The organism is Pseudoalteromonas undina, assembly GCF_000238275.3.
Lineage (GTDB): Bacteria > Pseudomonadota > Gammaproteobacteria > Enterobacterales > Alteromonadaceae > Pseudoalteromonas > Pseudoalteromonas undina.
In genome coordinates, this window is sequence record NZ_AHCF03000002.1 from 1 (window position 1) to 18,523 (window position 18,523).

The following is an 18,523-nucleotide window of genomic DNA, read 5'->3' on the forward strand; positions in this document are numbered from 1 at the left end:
ACAAGAAAGCCCGATTCGAAAGAGTCGGGCTTTTTTACGTCTGCAGGAAAGTGAAAGTATTAGCCGTCAGTCGTCAGCTATCAGCTGCACAGCGTTAACCTGACCATCGTAGCGTGGGTTGAGTATCACGAAGCCCATGGGCAAAGTAGCGCAACGACTCTAAATACAAGCAAGCCCGATTCAAGAGTCGGGCTTTTACGGGTGTAAAGGAAGCATCCTTAAAACAGTCCATAGGCTTCAGTTTCTTGCTCTTGAGCGCTGCTAGATGGTTCAAGCTCTTTGGGCTTAAATATTGCGCTAGGATCAATAAGTACACTATGTTTATCAGCGAGTTTGATCAGTCCATACATCATGCTTCTTGTTTGGGGGTCAATATCAAAACCAACTTCGGTAAGCTTATCTAGTGGTTTAATATCTTCTTGTTTATATTCAATATTATCTTCAACCTTATCAACTAATAGGCCTACATGAGGGGTCATGCCATCTTTAGTGGTAAACACAATAATAGGTTTATAATCTAAAGTGATTTGTTCTATTGCAGAGTCGAATAAACGCTCTAGGTGAATAAGATCATGTCGCCTTATAATCTCAAGTTGAGTACTAACTTGTTTGCTGTTGCCTTTTTTATATGCATCTATTGCACTGGTCAATTTGTGTAGAAGCGATTTAAACGGGTCATCAAAGCGTGACATAGTATTTTTTAATTCATCGTTATCTGTTTTAAACTCTGTATAAAACTGTTCAAAATCAGTAAGCTCATACTGATTCGCCTTTAACGAGCTTTGCGAAACGAGTAGTTCTTGCTCTAATTTATTAAACCAAGCAATTAGTTGTTTTTGCCAAGATTTAAGTTGCTTTAAAGCATCTAAATTACTGCGCTCAGTAGATACTCCATTTAAAATGATTCCAAGATCAAATACAGGGGTTGGGATCCCCATATAATCTTTAACGCCCAAAAAGCTTTTATTATCGTTAGGTAACACCGTGAGGTTATTATTAAATTGTTCCGTTAATAAGATATCAAGAATCTTAAGTGAAATGGTTTTATAACCCACTTTAAAGTTAATTAAGTCCATAGTTTCCTCACATACTTAGTTTGTATATTAAGGATAGAACAATATTTGGAAGGTACTTATTTATTCACATAATAAGAGCGATATACATTACGCTTATTTTTATTTTTTGTATCAATAAAAAACTTTTTGATTATTTTATCATTTATTAACAGTGAATTAAGCTCTTTCAATAGGCACGAGTGTTGAAGCGGTAATTTGCAGTTTGCTGCAGCCCTACTAAATGCCATTGCATTAATATAACCTTCAAAATGAAGACGGTTGGGTTTTGTAATCTTGTTTGCTTGCATATCGGCCAAAAATTCATTACAAAAATTATCATTACATGTGAGTGGATTAGGAACAATTTCTGTAACCATAATATGTGAGGGTGTGGTTACTTCACCAAATAAGTCAAAGCTAGGTACAAAAGAAACACTGGTATAGTCTGGGGCAAAATTCTTCGCATGTGCACTGTTTATAAATTCACCAAGTGGTGCGTAGGTGCCAACTAAACAGATAGCTGTCACCCCACTGGTTTGTAAGGCATTAAGCGCTGATGCTACATCATGACTATTACGTTGATAACGCGCTACTTTTATAGGCGACAGATCATATTTTGCTAGTTCTTTCCTTAGTCCCGATTCTACGTACAAGCCAAACTCATCTGCTTGAATAAATAGCCCTATCTTTGTATGTTTGCGCTCCTCTACTAAGTATTTAATTTGCTCTGCGGCTTCGTCATTGTAGCTTGCTCTTAAATTAAATATGTTAGCTCGTGATTTATCATGTAGGAAGCTCGCCCCACTAAAAGGCATTAAGAACGGAATTTTTGATTGCTCTAGTAAAGGTATAATAGCATGGCTGGTTGGGGTGCCCATGGCACCAAACAATGCATCGACTTTGTCGGAATAAATAAAAGTACGGGTATTATTAACAGTTTGTTTTGGTTCGTAATTATCGTTAGCAACTAGAAGCTGTATTTCTGCGCCATTTATTCCGCCGGCATTATTAACCTTGTTAAAGTAAATGCTACTGCCTTTATACAATTGTTGACCAATATTTTGAGCCGGTCCGCTAAGCGCTGTAGACATGCCAAGTTTAATAACTTTGCTATTATCTTGCTCTGCAAAAGCTAAAGGCTGCCCTAGGGCTATTGCAATGAGGGCAATACTAAGGTGTATTATTATGCGAAGTGCGTTCATACCAGTTATTTACAGCCTTTTTTAATAATATATTAAACGGCTTTATGCCATTCACACCTAACTCGGTTTGGATATTTTTAGGTTTCCAATTTTGTAATACTAGCCTAATAAAAACAGATTGGAAATTATCCTCATCATTTGGCAAGCTAGAAGGAGATGCCCAAAAGCTTCGCCATAGTAAAGGTTTAATATTAAATAGCTGATAGTCACTTGTTAACATAGATTTTAATCTTGATTGATCAGCTATGCTATTGGTATGAGTATTAAAGCGTGAAACAATTTTTGCTACCAGTTTATAATCTAGCTGACTAAAATGGCTGGGCAATTGCAAAGGAAAATCAGCTTCGAACTGGGCTGTTAATTGTTCTAGTAGTTGGTCATTTTTAGTTAAGCTCTTAATAACTAATGCGCTATGTTCACCCGTTGCCTTATCTTTTTGAAAACCCAGCTTAACCAAATTAAAGTCATTATTTTGCCAAAAACTAAGTAATTGCGCATTAGCACCAAAGCTAGCACCAAACCAATCACACTCGTTCTGTAATTGCTGTTCACAGTAATGAAGTAATTGTGTTCCTAGGTGCTTATTGTGCTGCTCTGGGTCAATGGCAATTCGCACCACGCGAGCGCAGTATTGTTTTAATACCTCAGGGTTAAAGCTTAATTGTGCAAGGCTTTGCGCCATTAAGTGCCCTTGAGGGCGGCGCTTACCTTGCACTACTTCATCACTCAACGATGTAGTAAAGCCACCTTCTATCGCTACTAAACACACACCAAGAATATTATCACCTTGTTGACAAACAAATAGGCGTTGCCCAGCGGCATCTAGTAAGTGACGTAAGTCATTCACACTGGTTTGATAATGTGCGAGTGTTAGTAAGCCAACAACTTGATGAAGCAGTGGCTCGTCGTTAGTAAGTTGATTTGCTTGCAGATGCTTAAATTGTAGGGGAGCAGTATTCAAACTAGCGCTGTGATGTTCTGCATCCAAAGCTAAGAGTGTACGAAGGTGCAGCTCTAAAGGATCGTGCTTTGCAAAACGGATTGGCTGCTCAAGACTGATGCTACGCATGTTTTTAAAATGCGTTTTGAGGTAACGAGTAAACTTTAAAATATAACCGCGACCATTACCTTCATAGCCAATCATAGTGCTTGAAAAGACCACGCGAGGATAAAGGTGAAGAATTTTTATGAGAATTGGAACAGGGATTGCTGCTGCTTCATCAATTAATAGCAAATCGCACTGCGGTTGTTCGTTCAGTAGTTGATCAGGCGCCACATAGTGCATGTTTGCAATGTGTTTATCGCCAGCTCGATAATCTATATCAAGCTCACTCGCTAAGTGCTTAAAACTACTGTGCAAAGCACGAAATTGCATAGAGCAAATAAGTATGTTTTTATCGCTGAGTTTACTTGCTGCAATACCTAATGCGGCTGATTTTCCTCTTCCCCGATCTGCATTAATTAATAATGGTCGATTTGCTCGTCCGTTTGCCGTTTTTATTATTAATTCAATACACTGTTGTTGCTCGGTAAAGTCAATTTCACCAGTTGATAGATTCGTATCGGTAATACACTGCCAACCATTTTGCTGGCTAAAATGCAGTAAAGTAGTTTTGCTTAGTAAGTGAGCTAAGCGTTGATTAAAAAAGCTGTAAGGGTGCATTTGCCCAAAAGATTGAAATAAGGGAAGGGCATCATCACACCAGTGTTCAAGTTCTTTAAGTTCGGGTAGCAATATAATTAAAAAACCACCTGCTTGCACAACGCCACTGAGCGCGGCTAGTTTATCTGGCACCAGTCCACTGTAGCCGTCATAAACAGCATGGGCGCACTCTTGCCCTAAAATTTGGTGGGTATGCTCTGGCCAATGTGCATTAATTAAATGAGTGCTTTTAGACAGCACAAAAGAAGGGTGCTGCAAATGAGCAAGCAACTGAGTACATTGCTCATAACACCAATTTTTATCGCCTGTAAGCAGCAGTAACTGGCGATGTTTCGCATACGCAAGTTGTTGCTGTACACGCTCTACAACGTGGTTAAACGGCTTGTAATCTTGCATAAGCTGTTACTAACCACTTACTGCCTAAGTCGTCAAAGTTAACTTGTACGCGAGATTGTGCGCCACTGCCTTCGTAGTTGAGTACGGTGCCAATACCAAACTTTGCATGCAGCACGCGTTGACCTAAGTTAAATCCGCTTTCTTCAAATGCAGCATGGCTAACCGATGCGCTAAAGCGACCGGCTGCAGGCGGGCGAGACACTTGTGTTTTAATACGAATTTCTTCTACGCAGTCTTCGGGTATTTCACGTAAAAAGCGCGATGGGCTGTGATATTTCTCTTGGCCATATAAACGGCGGCTTTCGGCATGGCTTATATACAGCTTATCCATAGCGCGGGTCATACCCACATAACAAAGGCGGCGCTCTTCTTCTAAACGGCCGGTTTCTTCATTACTTTGCTGAGATGGAAACATACCTTCTTCAACACCGACCATAAACACTAAAGGAAACTCCAAACCTTTAGCTGAGTGAAGCGTCATCATTTGTACGGCGTCTTCATGCTCATCGGCTTGGCCTTCGCCAGACTCAAGTGAGGTGTAAGCTAAAAAGCCTTGTAGTGGCGAGCTAAACTCTTCCTCTTCAGGGAGTTCATACTGATCGCAGGCACTAATTAATTCTTCTAAGTTTTCTACTCGAGCGCGGCCTTTTTCGCCTTTTTCAGCCTGATACATAGCCATTAACCCTGAGGTTTGAATCGCGTATTTAGCTTGCTCATGCAGCGTTAAGTCACTAATTTTATCTTCAATATGCTCAATAAGTTCGACAAACTTGGCAACTGCTCCAGATGCTCGACCCGATAAATGCTGTTGTTCTACAATGGCTTTAGCAGCATACCAAAGCGGCAAAGATTCAGCGCGAGCGCAGTCACGTATATGGCTTAATGTTTTGTCGCCAATCCCACGGGCTGGGGTATTAATTACACGCTCAAATGCGGCATCATCTTGGCGGTTACCCACTAAGCGTAAGTATGAGAGGGCATCTTTAATTTCTTGACGTTCGAAGAATCGCATACCACCATAAATTCGGTATTTTAAACCTTCTTGTAGCATCGCTTCTTCAAGTACCCGCGATTGCGCATTACTACGATACAAAATAGCCGCATCCTGTAGCGCATTTCCGGCATTTAGCCAGCTGCGTAATTTGCTACTCACAAAGCGCGCTTCATCTAGCTCGTTAAAGGCGGCATAAATAGAAATTGGTTCGCCGTCGTTACCGTCAGTCCACAAGCTTTTACCCATACGCTCGGAGTTATTTTGTATAAGTGCATTAGACGCTTTAAGAATAGTGGCAGTCGAGCGATAGTTTTGCTCAAGGCGAATCGTCTCTGCATCAAAGTCTGTTAAAAAGCGTTTGATATTTTCAATTTTAGCGCCACGCCAACCGTAAATACTTTGGTCATCATCACCTACAATCATGATGCTACTAGTGTCGCCCGCAAGTAGTTTTAACCATGCATACTGAATAGTATTGGTATCTTGAAACTCGTCTACTAGCATGTGTGCGAAGCGCTGCTGATAATGACGAAGCAGGGTTGGGTTGTTTTTAAGAACCTCATAGCTACGTAGTAATATTTCAGCAAAATCAACGAGGCCTGCTCTATCGCAAGCTTCTTGATAGGCTGCGTAAACGCGCAGCATCATTTGCTCGTTAATATCGTATGCCTGAATATCTTTAGGGCGTAAAGCTTCATCTTTTTTAGCGCTTATGTACCAACCAAACTGTTTGGCTGGCCATTTTTTATCATCAATATTCATCGATTTTAACAAACGCTTGATCATACGAAGCTGATCGTCAGAGTCTAAAATTTGAAAGGCTTCAGGTAAATTTGCTTCACGGTGATGTGCCCGTAAAATTCGGTGCGATAAACCATGGAAAGTACCAATCCACATGCCGCCAACAGGGGCTTTTAGAGTTTCTTCAACCCTTGAGCGCATCTCTTTAGCGGCTTTATTGGTAAAGGTTACCGCAAAAATACTGTAGGCAGAGGCTTGCTCTACTTGCATTAACCAGGCAATACGATGAACCAATACTCGAGTTTTACCTGAACCTGCTCCTGCTAATACCAGCATGTTTTGTAATGGCGCTGCAACGGCATCGCGTTGTTTATCATTTAAGCCATCGAGTAATTCTGAAACGTCCATCGTTACGCCTTTTTAATCAATAATGAGAGCAGTATAACAGGTGTTTTTGTTAGGCTAAATAAAATACTGTTTTTATAAACAGCTATTTATAAAATAGGTATTTAAGTTGTTGAATAGTGAACAGTATAAACTGAGCAAGTAACTAAAATAGCTATTTAAAATTGCTAATTTGACTTATTTTTGGCAAAAAATACTAAAGCGATAAATTCGTAATAATTTAACTGTATGATTTGTAAGCCTTAATAAATTGGCATAAAGTGTGTAGTATAAATAATAAGTACAAATACAAAATTAATTAAACTACAGAGGTTAGTATGTCTCAACAAGGTTCTGGCGGAAATGTAATAGCCGCTCTATGTAATATTTTTTTCCCGGGTTTAGGGCAGTTGGTGCAGGGTCGTATTTTACCGGCGCTGGTGTTTGCCATTTTGGTTTTTGGCGGTTACGCGTTATGGTTCTTAGTTGTTCCTGCTATTGTTGGAGCCGTATTCCATTTATGGGCAATTATTGATGCTGCCCGCTATCGCTCAGGCGGTTAGCTATATTGATGATACTGAAATAGCGCCTTGCGGCGCTATTTTTGTATCTGGCTTGCGTTATTCATAACTGACTAGGTTATAATCTGTTGTAATTAGCAGTACTGGAATAAAGTTATGGAATACCAATTTATTCGCGACCCTATTAGTGGGTTAAGAATTAAAATAAGCAGCGAGCATGCGATTATAGGCCGTTGGTTAAATGAAGAAATAGGCAAAGACAAAGTGGCTATGGTGCTGGCGCTTATTAGCTCGGTGAGTTCAAGCTTTGAACCGTTAACACTTAAAGGCCAAGAAATTGACCTGATCCTTTCTAAAGATGAAGCGTTATTTGAAGCGCATGCGCTGCATCAAGATAACGAAGATATATTAGCCTACCAAGATGACGAATTAATGCTTGAAGAGAATGATTTAAGCAGTGGTTGTGGTTTTGAAGACTTTGTTGACCTGATCAACTCATGGCATGAGTTTTCGGCTGGTCGTTAAGTTATATTATCTGTATTATTACCCTAATTATAAATCCAACAGTGGAACCAATATGTCTGCGAATTTAAACAAGCTAGTTGTTATGCTAGAAATGCAAAATGCCATGAATACTAAAGTACATGAGCAATGGTTTAGCCAAGGCTTCGAATGGTACAGAGCTATTTGGGTTGAATGTGCAGAAATGTTAGACCATTACGGTTGGAAATGGTGGAAAAAACAAACACCAGATACTGAACAGGTGATTTTAGAGCTGGTTGATATTTTTCATTTTGGCTTATCGTTGCGTATTGACGGTGAGACTAGCTACGAGCAAATAGCAACAAAACTACAAGCCGAAATGAGTGCACCACAACAAGGTGATGACTTTAAACAAACGCTTGAATTACTAGCGGCCAGTGCTGTTGCCAATAAAACCTTTGATGCAGCCGCCTTTGCTGGTTGTATGGCGCAAATAGGCATGGATATTGATGATTTATACCGTGGTTATGTAGGTAAAAATACGCTTAACTTTTTCCGCCAAGATCATGGTTACAAAGATGGCAGCTACATTAAAGTATGGCATGGTCAAGAAGATAACGAACACTTAGTAGAAGTAGTTAAAAGCCTTGATACTGAACATGCAGATTTTGCAAAACAGGTATATCAAGGCTTAGTAGCGCGTTACCCAAAAAGCTAATTATATAATAGCGCGGTAGTCGGTTACGCTTAAGTAATCGCTTATATCGTTATGTGGTTGCTGGCTATTAGGGTTAGCAACCGCAAGTAAATGCTCAATGCCGTATTCTCGTGCGGCATGTAATACCGGTAAACTGTCATCTACAAATAAAGTGCGGCGTTTATCAAACCCTAAGTCCTCTTGCACTTTATGCCACAAGCTTTGTTGCTCTTTACTTACTCCATATTCATGAGTCGATACCACCCCGTCTAAATAGTTATCAATAGCGGTATGTTCAAATTTAAGCATTACGCATTCAGGATGGGCATTGGTAAGTAAAATGAGCTCTTTACCTGCTCGTCTAAGTTCAGTTAAAAAATGCGGAACGTCTTCACGAATTTTGATTAAGTGGGCAGACTGGCGCTTTAGTTCGAGAATAGGTAAGTTTAGCTGTGCTTCCCAATAGTCAGAGCAGTACCACTGAATTTTGCCACTCACAGCCTGATAGCGTTTTAAGATATCTGCGCGGGCTTCCTCAAAACTGATATTTTGAGCCAGAGCATGTTGTTGGGGTACAACATTGAGCCAAAAGTCAGTGTCGTAATGTAAATCAAGTAAAGTTCCATCCATGTCGAGTAATACAGTATCGATTTTTGACCAGTTGAGCATGATGTATCCTTGTGAAAACTACTTTTTGAAATGAATAAGTTGCGATGAAGTAGATTAATGAACTTTGTTAATTGAGTTATTAAGGTATAAATCCGACAATATTATATTAAGAGCGTATTCGTGGCCTAAAATAAAGAATTAACCTTAGCTAAACCCGAGAATTATTTGCTCAATTAAATTGCTTTTAATTCAAACTGAAACTCGCATCTTATACTCATTTGGGTATATGATTAGTATAACTGCAATGATAGCAAATTGATGCCCATGACACAGAAAAAGCACCCAACACCACCACAAATTCTCAGTAATAATGTTGTCGCTAAAAGTCGCTTATTTACTGTGGAGTCTTTAGAACTAAAATTTTCAAATGACGAAGAGCGTCAGTATGAACGAATTCGCGGCGGTGGCCGTGGAGCCGTTATGATTGTACCTATGACCACTGAAAATGAGTTATTACTGGTTCGTGAGTATTGTGCAGGCACCAATGACTATCAGTTAGGGTTTCCCAAAGGGCTGATTGACCCAGGTGAAACGCCTGAACAGGCTGCAAACAGAGAGCTCAAAGAAGAAATTGGCTTTGGCGCTGAATACTTTAAACCGCTTAAAACGGTCACTATGGCACCGAGCTATTTTAACGCAACCATGCATATTTTGTTTGCTAAAAATTTATATCCTGAAACCTTATTAGGCGATGAGCCTGAGCCCTTAGTGGTGGTGAAATGGCCACTTTCACAGTGGCAGTCGTTATTAGAACAACCTGACTTTACTGAAGCACGTAGTGTTGCGGCTCTGCTATTATTAGATAAGTATTTAGCCTCAGGAGACATTAATGAATAAACTTCTAGAGCCATGTATTGAGCTTGCGCAAAGTGCAGGGGATGCCATTATGTCTTTGTATAAAAAAGACGATATTGGTCAGCAAGAAAAATCAGATAATACGCCAGTAACAAAAGCAGATTTAGCTGCAAATGATGTGCTCGTGGCGGGTTTAAATGCGCTTGCTCCTGACATTCCAATTATGTCAGAAGAAACCCCCATTCCAGCGTTGCAAGATAGACAACACTGGCAACGTTATTGGTTGCTTGACCCAATGGATGGCACCGGTGAATTTATACTCGAAAGTGGTGACTTTGCCGTTAATATTGCATTGATAGAAAATAATCACCCAGTGTTGGGGGTTATTCATTGGCCAGCAAAGGGCGTGACCTATTATGCAACGGCTAAAAATGGGGCATTTAAGCGTGAAGGTGAGCACGATAAACAAATATTTGTAGCACCGCCCGAGAGTTTAACTTTGGCTGTAAGCCGCCGGCAAAAAATAGAAGCAGTTAGTCAGTATCTAAATGCGCAATTTGCAACGGTGGCTTTAGGTTCGTGTTCACTTAAGGCGTGTATTGTTGCTGAGGGTAAAGCAGATTGTTTTTTAAGAATAGGTCCTACAGGTGAATGGGATACGGGTGCATCGCAGGTTATTGTTGAAGAAGCAGGTGGCTGTATTACCGACGCTGAATTTAATCCTTTAACGTATAACCAAAGAGAAAGTACAGAAAATCCAGATTTTATTGTTATGGGTCATCCCGACTGGGAGTGGCAAAAAATGATAAATCCACATCAGCGATTACTGTAACATCACTGTTTGATGGGTTTTTGTTCACTTAAACGTTTTTAATTAGTAAAACCTTGCATTATAGGTTTATTCCTATATTATAGCGCTCTCTTCGAAACAGGCTTGTGAATAACACAATACTGTTACTAAGAAATTACAGGCGCGGGATGGAGCAGTCTGGTAGCTCGTCGGGCTCATAACCCGAAGGTCGTTGGTTCAAATCCGGCTCCCGCAACCATTTTTATTGAAATTTGGTTTTTGTAAAACTCTAACTTAAGAGCATAAATTAAGTAGTCGATAGACTTTAAATATACAGGCGCGGGATGGAGCAGCCTGGTAGCTCGTCGGGCTCATAACCCGAAGGTCGTCGGTTCAAATCCGGCTCCCGCAACCAATTTTCTTTAGAGGATTGGAAGCCAAGTTGTAATGTAAGCAACTATAAATAAATCTGCAATTTCAGGCGCGGGATGGAGCAGTCTGGTAGCTCGTCGGGCTCATAACCCGAAGGTCGTCGGTTCAAATCCGGCTCCCGCAACCACTGAAATAAACAGTTATAGTAAAGCAACACGCCTAAAGCGTGTTTTTTTATGCCTAAAATTCAGTGAAATGGATAGCTCGTCGGTCTCAGCTCTCCATTAGCCAGCAAAGGTCGTCTATTAAATTCCGGCTCCCGCAACCACTGAAATAAACAGCTATATTAAAGCAACACGCCTAAAGCGTGTTTTTTTATGCCTGAAATTCAGTGAAGTAAATAGCTCGTCGGTCTCAGCTCTTCATTAGCCAGCAAAGGTTGTCGGTTCAAATCCGGCTCCCGCAACCACTGAAATAAATTGTAAGAATGAATCGACACTCTATACGAGTGTTTTTTTATGCCTAAAATTCAGTGAAATGGATAGCTCGTCGGTCTCAGCTCTCCATTAGCCAGCAAAGGTCGTCTATTAAATTCCGGCTCCCGCAACCACTGAAATAAACAGCTATATTAAAGCAACACGCCTAAAGCGTGTTTTTTTATGCCTAAAATTCATATTCCCTCACGCTATTTTTAACACGTATACCTGCTGTTCTTTTCTAATTCTACTTTTTGAAAGTGTTATTGCTGAATATTTAGTATGCTATGCACTAAACTCTTTAAAACTTTTTGTAATCAAAATTATGACTGAACTTTATCACTGGTTTGATTTAATAGGTGTGGCGGTATTTGCTATCTCAGGCACCTTGGTAGCCTATGAAAAGAAAATGGATGGCTTTGGTGTAGTTGTACTTGCAACTGTTACGGCTATTGGCGGCGGTACCGTTCGCGATGTGATACTCGACCAGCCCGTATTTTGGTTACACGACCAAAGCTACTTCTACGCTATTTTGGTGGCGGTTCTGGTTACTACACGACTGATCAATAAGCAAAAATCCATTCCATACTATGTATTGCAAACCGCTGACGCGTTTGGCTTAGCCTTTTTTGCGGTCATGGGAGCGCAAAAAGCGCAATTGGCTGGTATGCCAGATATGACGGTTGTGATTATGGCTGTAATAACCCCCTGTTTTGGTGGGCTTATTCGCGACGTGCTTGCCCGCGATATTCCAATGCTGCTTAAAGGTGAGCTGTATGCTATTACCTGTATTGCTGGTGGCATTGTCTATACATTAAGTATCAACCTATCGTTAACGGTGGAAGTGGCAATGATTCTGAGTATGCTAATGACCTTATTGCTACGCTTTTCGGCGATTAAATGGAAGATTATATTACATGTTTTTAAATATCCTGACTAAACTGGGTTAATACAGCTGTTAACTAGGGCCTGTTGACCTTTGCGGATTAAAGTTTGTTCAAACTAGGGGCGATTTAATCGCGGCGCGAGGTTTGTAACCTAGTGGACTAAGTGAAAACCGAGCAACAAAGAGTAAATCGCCCCTAGGCAGAACCCTTCGGGCAGCGCCTGTTTGGCATTAATGCTGTGTTATCGCCTATTTATGGGGAGTAACCACACGACATAGGCTCTGCCTTGCCTAAATACCAAACAGACTGCTGCAAATTTAACCTTGAAAGGTCAGCAGACCCTAGGATAAGGAATGTCGTTAGCCCGTATATTTTCTCGCGCGCAGGTGGGGATAAACGCCCCCGAGGTGATGGTTGAAGTACATTTAGGGAATGGTTTACCCGCCTTTCATATCGTCGGCTTACCCGAAGCATCGGTTAAAGAGGCCAAGGATAGAGTGCGTAGTGCTCTTGAAAACTCGCAATTTGGATTTCCCGATCAACGTATTACCGTTAATTTAGCGCCTGCCGATCTTCCTAAAGATGGTGGGCGATTTGACCTTGCGATTGCGGTAGGTATTTTGGTCGCATCGGGGCAAATAGTCTGCCCTGATATTCATAAGTATGAATTTTACGGTGAGCTTGCACTTAATGGTGAAATACGTGCTGTAAATGCCATTTTGCCTTCAGTGCTTGGTGCCAAAGAGCAAAATCGTTGCTGTTTTTTGCCTCTTGAAAATGACAGTTTGGCCAGCCTTGTCAGTGGTGTAAAGCGAAAAGCCGTCAGTTCTATACAAGAGGTGTGGGGAGACTTACTCAATCAACAACCTTTACCACTCAATATTGCCTACCCTGATTGCACCCAAGCGCCAGATTTTTTACTCGATTTAAGCGATGTAAAGGGCCAGCCTGGTGCAAAGCGTGTATTAGAAATTGCCGCTGCTGGTGGGCATAACTTATTGTTTTTAGGTCCACCAGGAACCGGAAAATCAATGCTTGCACAACGAATGGCCACCATAATGCCAACCATGTCTGATGATGAAGCCATTGATACTGCTGCTTTATATTCAATTATTGGCCACTCAATTGATTTAACCAATTGGCGTCAGCGACCGTTTCGTAACCCGCACCACACTTGTTCTGCAGTAGCGCTGGTGGGTGGCTCGTCTAACCCTAAACCCGGTGAAATATCGTTAGCGCATAATGGTGTGTTGTTTTTAGATGAGCTCCCTGAATTTGAGCGTAAAGTGCTAGACTCGCTACGCGAGCCAATGGAAACCGGAACAGTGACGATTTCGCGCGCGGCCAGACAAATGGAATTTCCAGCGCAGTTTCAGCTTATTGCAGCACTTAATCCCAGTCCGACAGGGTGTCATCATGATAAACGGGCGACACCCGATCAGGTGATGCGCTATTTATCGCGAGTATCGGGGCCGTTTATTGACAGAATTGATTTGCAAATTGAACTACCAAGGTTGAGCAGCGTGGAGCTACAAGGTACAACTACAGAAGAAACCAGTGCTGAGGTGAGGGCACGAGTAGAAGCAGCTTATGCAGTTCAGCTTAAACGCCAAGGTAAAGTAAATGCGCGGTTAAATAACAAAGAGATGAACTTGCACTGTGAGTTACCACCTGCAGAGCTGCAGTTTTTAGCCAGAGCCAGTGAAAAGCTGGCGCTATCGCCGCGCTCTTATCATAGAGTAATCAAAGTGGCGCGAACTATTAGTGATTTAAAAGGTGCGCCACAAATCAGTTTAAATGAGCTTAAAGAAGCGCTTAATTATCGGGCATTTGAGCGTTTATTATCGCAGTTAACCCAACACTAAGGCTTTAAATTGAAAGCATATAGCCTTTACCGCGAACAGTGACAATACGTTTTTGATCTTTCTCATCGTTCAGCTTTTTACGTAAACGACCCACTAACACGTCTACTGTGCGATCGTTGGGGCTCCAATCGGGCTGGCCAATTTCTTCTGATATTTTTTCACGGGAAGTCGCTTTACCAGCATTACCAATCAAACAAATAAGCACTTTGTGTTCTGCTTCAGTCAGTCGTGATTCAATCCCACTGGCTGTAATAAGGGTGCGATTATCTGGATGAAGCTTAAAATCGGCGTATTCAATAAACTCTTCACTGTCATCGTCGCTGTGATTATTGGCAACTCGTTTGTATAGGGCGCGCATTCTTAGCTCAAGCTCAAGTAAATCTACCGGCTTGCAAATATAGTCATCGGCACCTTGAGCAAGGCCTGCAATTCGATCGGCTTGTGAGTCACGACTCGATAATAAGATAACGCCAATATCGGTGAGCGTATTTAGCTCTTTGGCAAGTTGTAAACCGTCGCGTTTTGGTAGCACAATATCAATTATTGCCAAGGAAATAGTATTGCGCTGACTTACGCGGCTTTTAACAACATTTAACGCATCGGCCCCGGTGGGGTCAACGTCAATAGAAAACTCGGTATTTATAAAATGATTTTGGATGCGCTTTACGAGTAGTTCGTCATCTTCAACCAATAAAACATTAATTGCCATAGTCTGTTATTTTTTTAGTTTCAGCTTTACATATTAGCATCATTGATGGCCTGTATAACACAGAGATCGTTGTTTTTCGGTAACATTATATTACGAATTGGTCTAATAACATTACTTTTGTAATGCGCACTTTTCACTTGAGCGACAAAGTGCGCATTATGGTTACTAATCTTTATACATTGAATCCCACCATTGTGGTTCATTTTTTAAGTTTTTGTCAAAGTAAGCCAACATGGTGTTCCACCAATTAAATCGCTTATCGCGCGCAAATATTTGGTGATCCGCTCCTTTGTACTCTATCATTTCAACGTCTTTATTAAGCAGTTTTAGTGCGGTATACATAGTTAAGCTTTCGCCCACAGGCACATTGGTATCACTGTCACCATGAATAAGCAGTAATGGTGTGGTTACTTTATCAGCATGGAATACAGGGCTATGCTGGCTGTAAAGTTGAGGACTATTCCACGGAAAGCTATTTTTTGAGGCTTCGCCTGAGTATAAATAACCCCACCATCCTTCACCCCAGTATGACGTTAAGTTTGAAATACCGGCATGCGCAATAGATGCGCTAAACATATCGGTTTTGGTGGCAAGCAGCATAGTCATAAAGCCACCATAAGATGCACCAAGATTACCTACTTTACTACTGTCTACAAAATCATATTTAGCTAAAAATGCCTCTGTGCCTTGCATAATGTCATCGGCGGTATAGTCGCCCCAAGCATTTACATGTTGTGCTGAAAAAGTTTGCCCAAAACCCGTTGCGCCGGTTGGTTGTACAACATAAACCACATACCCGTTTGCTGCCCATAAGTTAAAAGGGTAGCGGCCCGTAAACCCGCGTGTTACTGGTGAGGTGCCACCATAATAATAAACAAGAGCAGGGTACTTCTTGGCTTTATCAAAATTGCTTGGCAGATAAACACGGCCAGAGATTTCTACGCCACGCTTATTGGTAAAGTTAAATTCTTCAAGCGCAGGAATAGTCGTATTGGCATATGCAATCTGGTTTGAGTCCCAAATGATCTCTACCTTGTTTTTACTTACGTCTAAGCGCTTGAGTTGTTGAGCGCTCGACGCATTGCTGCCACTAATTAATAACTGGGCATTGCGTGTATTTGAAAAGCTAAATTGCTGCACAATATCAAAGCCTGTATTTAACTTTTTAAAGCGCTGTTTACTCAGGTCAAATAAATACAGTGGTTGGGTATCTTTTTCTGTCACTTTGATTAGCGCATCACCATTGCTTAGTACTTCTAATGTGCCAATTGCGGGGTCAAACTGTTTGCTTAACGCCGTTACTTTTTTGGCATTATCAGTTAGTAAGTACAGCTGGCCATCGTAATTATTAGCCAGCATGTTCTTTGGTAATGTTCTGCCTGCACCATTCTTAAAATCAGGGCCTGCAACAACATAAATATTGTTTGCGGCATATTTAGCTTGATTAAAGGTTTTAAACTTACCTAATGATTTTATGCTGTTGGATTTTAATGTAAGTTCAACCAACTCAGTCTCTGGGTGAGTTGAGGCTTGCATCGCCATTACTGGACGGCTTATTAATAGTTTTCCACGGTTGCTGTTAGCATCTTCAAGTTGATGGCTCAATACGCCTTCAGTTAGGGCTTTGGTTAAACCACTGTTGGTATCGAGTAAATATAATTGGCTAACCGTACGGGCATATGACCAACGATCTTGAAGACCTTTATGGTGCTTGGTTAGGCTGTTATTTTCTTCTAGCGATTTTGACCAACTAAATATAATACTGCTGTCGTTATAAAAGTTGAAATTACTTGCGCCTTCAAGGCCAGAGGCTAAGGTTTTAATTGTTAAGTTTTTACGGTTTAGTTGCTTTAATTCACCGTTTAGTAAATAAACTAAAAATTGGTTATTAGGGCTCCAAATGAACTGACTTGGCTGGGCTGCTTCAAATCGGTATACCGTTTGGTTATTAGTATTTTTAAGCTCGGTTGTGGTAATGGCGTCGTTGCCGGTTTTGTCACTATAGTGCTTGGTTGTACTTAAGTAATGTTTGGCATCAGGCGACAAAGAGAGGGCACTAATAGTTGGGGCGTCAAACAATTGCTTAGCCGATAAGCGCTTGGTTTTATTTGTCGTTAGGGTCACGACGTCAGTTTCTGCTTTTGGCACAAACTCTAAGCTAACATCATTCCAATTAGCAACCTGTTGAGCGATGACGACCACGGTATGTGAGCCGTTATTTAAAGCAAGCTGATAGCGTTGGTTTTCACCAGTTTGCTTCTCACCATTGATAAAAACCTGGCCTTGCTCTATTCCTTTAATGTTTAAGGAGCCTTGAGTAAATCGGTTAGTTTCCAAATTAAATTTAAGTGCTTGTAAACCGCCTAAAGTAAGCGCGTTAATTTTATCAAGTGGTTGCCACTTGTGTTTTTTACCAAATACAACAAAGCTTTCTGTATTTAATTTAAGTTGTGCAATTAGATTATTTATAATCACATCGCTATGGGGTGTGTGAAATGGCTTAGCTTGCATATCTTCTGCAAGAGGACCAATAAATTGGATTTTTGATTGATCGAGTGGGGCGGCTAAGGTCGTTAAACTCAGACTACTTAATGTTAGTAGGGTTGCTAAGTAAGTAAAACGTTTTGCGTAACGATGCCAAGGTGCGCTTAAATTCATTGTTATGCCTATTATTATTGGGTATTTGGCCAAATATAGCATGTATTGTTATGATGCTCATATATCCAATATAGAGGAAAAAAAGTGACACTATTAATCATTTACATGGTTACAGCGATTGTGATTTCGTTTTTGTGTTCAATAATGGAGGCGGTGCTATTAAGCATTTCGCCTAGTTATGTTGCATTGCTGCGCAAAGAGCGTCCAGTGCTGGCGAAGCAGCTTGAAAAGCTAAAAAGTAATATTGATCAGTCATTAGCGGCTATTTTAACGCTTAATACAGTTGCCCATACTGCTGGTGCCGCAGGGGTAGGTGCACAAGCCGCCGTTGTATTCTCAGATGCTGCAGTGGGGATTGCATCTGCAATTATGACTTTATTGGTACTGGTGTTATCTGAGATTATTCCAAAAACCTTGGGTGCCAATTATTGGCGTGCTTTAACACCGAGTGTGACTTATGGTTTACGTATTTTGGTGTTAGTACTTAAGCCGTTTGTATGGGCTGCACAAAAGCTAACCAATTTGATGGGGCAAAAGCATAATGAGGCCTATTATATTCGCCAAGAAATAGAAGCGATGGCCGATATTGGCAGTGAGTCAGGGGCACTTCATGCTGATGAATCAGAGATCATCCGCAACTTACTGCACTTTAGACATGCAAAACTAACCGATTTAATGACTCCGCGTACGGTTATTTTTAAAATTCATAAAGACCTTACTGTTAATCAGTACTTAAGTGAACATGGCTCTTCCTCATTCTCTCGAGTGCTAATTTACGACAAAGATGCTGACGATATCATAGGGTTTGTTCATAAAAACGATATCATGTTGGCATACCACCGCTTAGGTACAGACTACAAAATTAGTAAACTGGTTAAGCCTATTTATACCGTACCGAGTACGCAAAACGTGTCGTCGTTATTACAAACATTACTCACCAAGCGAACCCATATTTGTTTAGTGATTGATGAATACGGTGATGTACAAGGCATTGTAACCCTAGAAGATATGATCGAAGCGTTAATGGGTTTAGAAATTGTTGATGAGCGAGATCAATCTACCAACATGCGTGCCGTGGCTAAACAACGTTGGCATCAACGTTTAGCTGATAGTGAACATATCGTCAGCGCCGACGATAACGAACCTCGTTAGGAGGTCTGTAAATA

The 18,523-nt window shown here is 40.9% G+C and carries 15 protein-coding genes and 3 tRNA genes; 11 read left to right on the forward strand and 7 right to left on the reverse strand.

Translation table 11 applies throughout. The annotated features are described in order from the left end of the window. Positions 1 to 218 precede the first annotated feature (218 nt). From PUND_RS00615 to uvrD, 4 genes are read right to left on the reverse strand one after another with little or no spacing between them, the layout of a single operon-like run. Positions 219 to 1,076: a methyl-accepting chemotaxis protein gene (locus PUND_RS00615; protein WP_010391890.1), complete on the reverse strand. Its 858-nt coding sequence runs from the start codon at positions 1,074 to 1,076 to the stop codon at positions 219 to 221. Positions 1,077 to 1,132: 56 nt separating this feature from the next. Then, entirely contained in the window at positions 1,133 to 2,257 is a 1,125-nt protein-coding gene (locus PUND_RS00620; RefSeq protein ID WP_010391893.1) for an ABC transporter substrate-binding protein, read from the reverse strand. Then, complete coding sequence (locus tag PUND_RS00625; protein ID WP_010391896.1) at positions 2,226 to 4,316, reverse strand: GNAT family N-acetyltransferase; 2,091 nt, start codon at positions 4,314 to 4,316, stop codon at positions 2,226 to 2,228. The genes PUND_RS00620 and PUND_RS00625 overlap by 32 nt, the downstream gene beginning before the upstream one ends. Further along, the gene (gene uvrD, locus PUND_RS00630; RefSeq protein WP_008108265.1) at positions 4,294 to 6,459 is read right to left on the reverse strand and encodes a DNA helicase II; all 2,166 of its coding nucleotides are present in this window, start codon (positions 6,457 to 6,459) and stop codon (positions 4,294 to 4,296) included. Before uvrD ends, PUND_RS00625 begins: the two co-directional genes overlap by 23 nt. A 314-nt stretch (positions 6,460 to 6,773) precedes the next feature. Between uvrD and PUND_RS00635 the strand changes: the two genes are divergently transcribed. The 3 genes from PUND_RS00635 to PUND_RS00645 all read left to right on the forward strand — a co-directional run bounded on the left by PUND_RS00635 (position 6,774) and on the right by PUND_RS00645 (position 8,157). Next, on the forward strand, positions 6,774 to 6,998 hold the full coding sequence (locus tag PUND_RS00635; protein ID WP_010391902.1) for a hypothetical protein: 225 nt from the start codon (positions 6,774 to 6,776) through the stop codon (positions 6,996 to 6,998). A 114-nt stretch (positions 6,999 to 7,112) separates the two neighbouring features. Beyond that, positions 7,113 to 7,481 carry a YacL family protein gene (locus PUND_RS00640; protein WP_008108271.1) on the forward strand — a complete coding sequence of 123 codons (369 nt, stop codon included), beginning with the start codon at positions 7,113 to 7,115 and terminating at the stop codon, positions 7,479 to 7,481. 52 nt (positions 7,482 to 7,533) lie between these two features. Further along, the gene (locus PUND_RS00645; protein WP_010391905.1) at positions 7,534 to 8,157 is read left to right on the forward strand and encodes a dUTP diphosphatase; all 624 of its coding nucleotides are present in this window, start codon (positions 7,534 to 7,536) and stop codon (positions 8,155 to 8,157) included. Here PUND_RS00645 and yrfG read toward each other — a convergent pair whose 3' ends face one another. After that, positions 8,158 to 8,805, reverse strand: a complete 648-nt coding sequence (yrfG, locus tag PUND_RS00650; protein ID WP_010391908.1) for a GMP/IMP nucleotidase — start codon at positions 8,803 to 8,805, stop codon at positions 8,158 to 8,160. Between the two features lie 264 nt (positions 8,806 to 9,069). On the opposite strand from yrfG, the gene nudE reads away from it, so the two are divergent. From nudE to PUND_RS00685, 7 genes are all read left to right on the forward strand, one after another. Beyond that, complete coding sequence (gene nudE, locus PUND_RS00655; protein WP_021033097.1) at positions 9,070 to 9,642, forward strand: ADP compounds hydrolase NudE; 573 nt, start codon at positions 9,070 to 9,072, stop codon at positions 9,640 to 9,642. Continuing rightward, the gene (cysQ, locus tag PUND_RS00660; RefSeq protein WP_008108277.1) at positions 9,635 to 10,432 is read left to right on the forward strand and encodes a 3'(2'),5'-bisphosphate nucleotidase CysQ; all 798 of its coding nucleotides are present in this window, start codon (positions 9,635 to 9,637) and stop codon (positions 10,430 to 10,432) included. The genes nudE and cysQ overlap by 8 nt, the downstream gene beginning before the upstream one ends. Before the next feature lie 140 nt (positions 10,433 to 10,572). Next, positions 10,573 to 10,649: transfer RNA gene (locus PUND_RS00665), tRNA-Met, on the forward strand. Between the two features lie 79 nt (positions 10,650 to 10,728). Further along, a tRNA-Met gene (locus tag PUND_RS00670) sits at positions 10,729 to 10,805 on the forward strand. A gap of 67 nt (positions 10,806 to 10,872) precedes the next feature. Then, positions 10,873 to 10,949: transfer RNA gene (locus tag PUND_RS00675), tRNA-Met, on the forward strand. A gap of 614 nt (positions 10,950 to 11,563) precedes the next feature. Beyond that, the gene (locus PUND_RS00680; RefSeq protein ID WP_008108278.1) at positions 11,564 to 12,178 is read left to right on the forward strand and encodes a trimeric intracellular cation channel family protein; all 615 of its coding nucleotides are present in this window, start codon (positions 11,564 to 11,566) and stop codon (positions 12,176 to 12,178) included. Between the two features lie 300 nt (positions 12,179 to 12,478). Next, positions 12,479 to 13,990: a YifB family Mg chelatase-like AAA ATPase gene (locus PUND_RS00685; protein WP_010391917.1), complete on the forward strand. Its 1,512-nt coding sequence runs from the start codon at positions 12,479 to 12,481 to the stop codon at positions 13,988 to 13,990. Positions 13,991 to 13,994: 4 nt separating this feature from the next. On the opposite strand, the gene PUND_RS00690 is transcribed toward PUND_RS00685, so the two are convergent. Together PUND_RS00690 and PUND_RS00695 are read right to left on the reverse strand one after the other, a co-directional pair. After that, a complete protein-coding gene (locus PUND_RS00690) occupies positions 13,995 to 14,699 on the reverse strand; it encodes a response regulator transcription factor (RefSeq protein ID WP_008108280.1) in 705 nt (234 codons plus the stop codon). Positions 14,700 to 14,864: 165 nt separating this feature from the next. Continuing rightward, positions 14,865 to 17,357, reverse strand: a complete 2,493-nt coding sequence (locus tag PUND_RS00695; protein ID WP_010391919.1) for an alpha/beta hydrolase family protein — start codon at positions 17,355 to 17,357, stop codon at positions 14,865 to 14,867. 84 nt (positions 17,358 to 17,441) lie between these two features. Between PUND_RS00695 and PUND_RS00700 the strand changes: the two genes are divergently transcribed. Continuing rightward, positions 17,442 to 18,509, forward strand: coding sequence for a hemolysin family protein (locus tag PUND_RS00700; protein WP_010391921.1), 1,068 nt, complete (start codon positions 17,442 to 17,444; stop codon positions 18,507 to 18,509). The last annotated feature ends 14 nt before the right edge of the window (positions 18,510 to 18,523 follow it).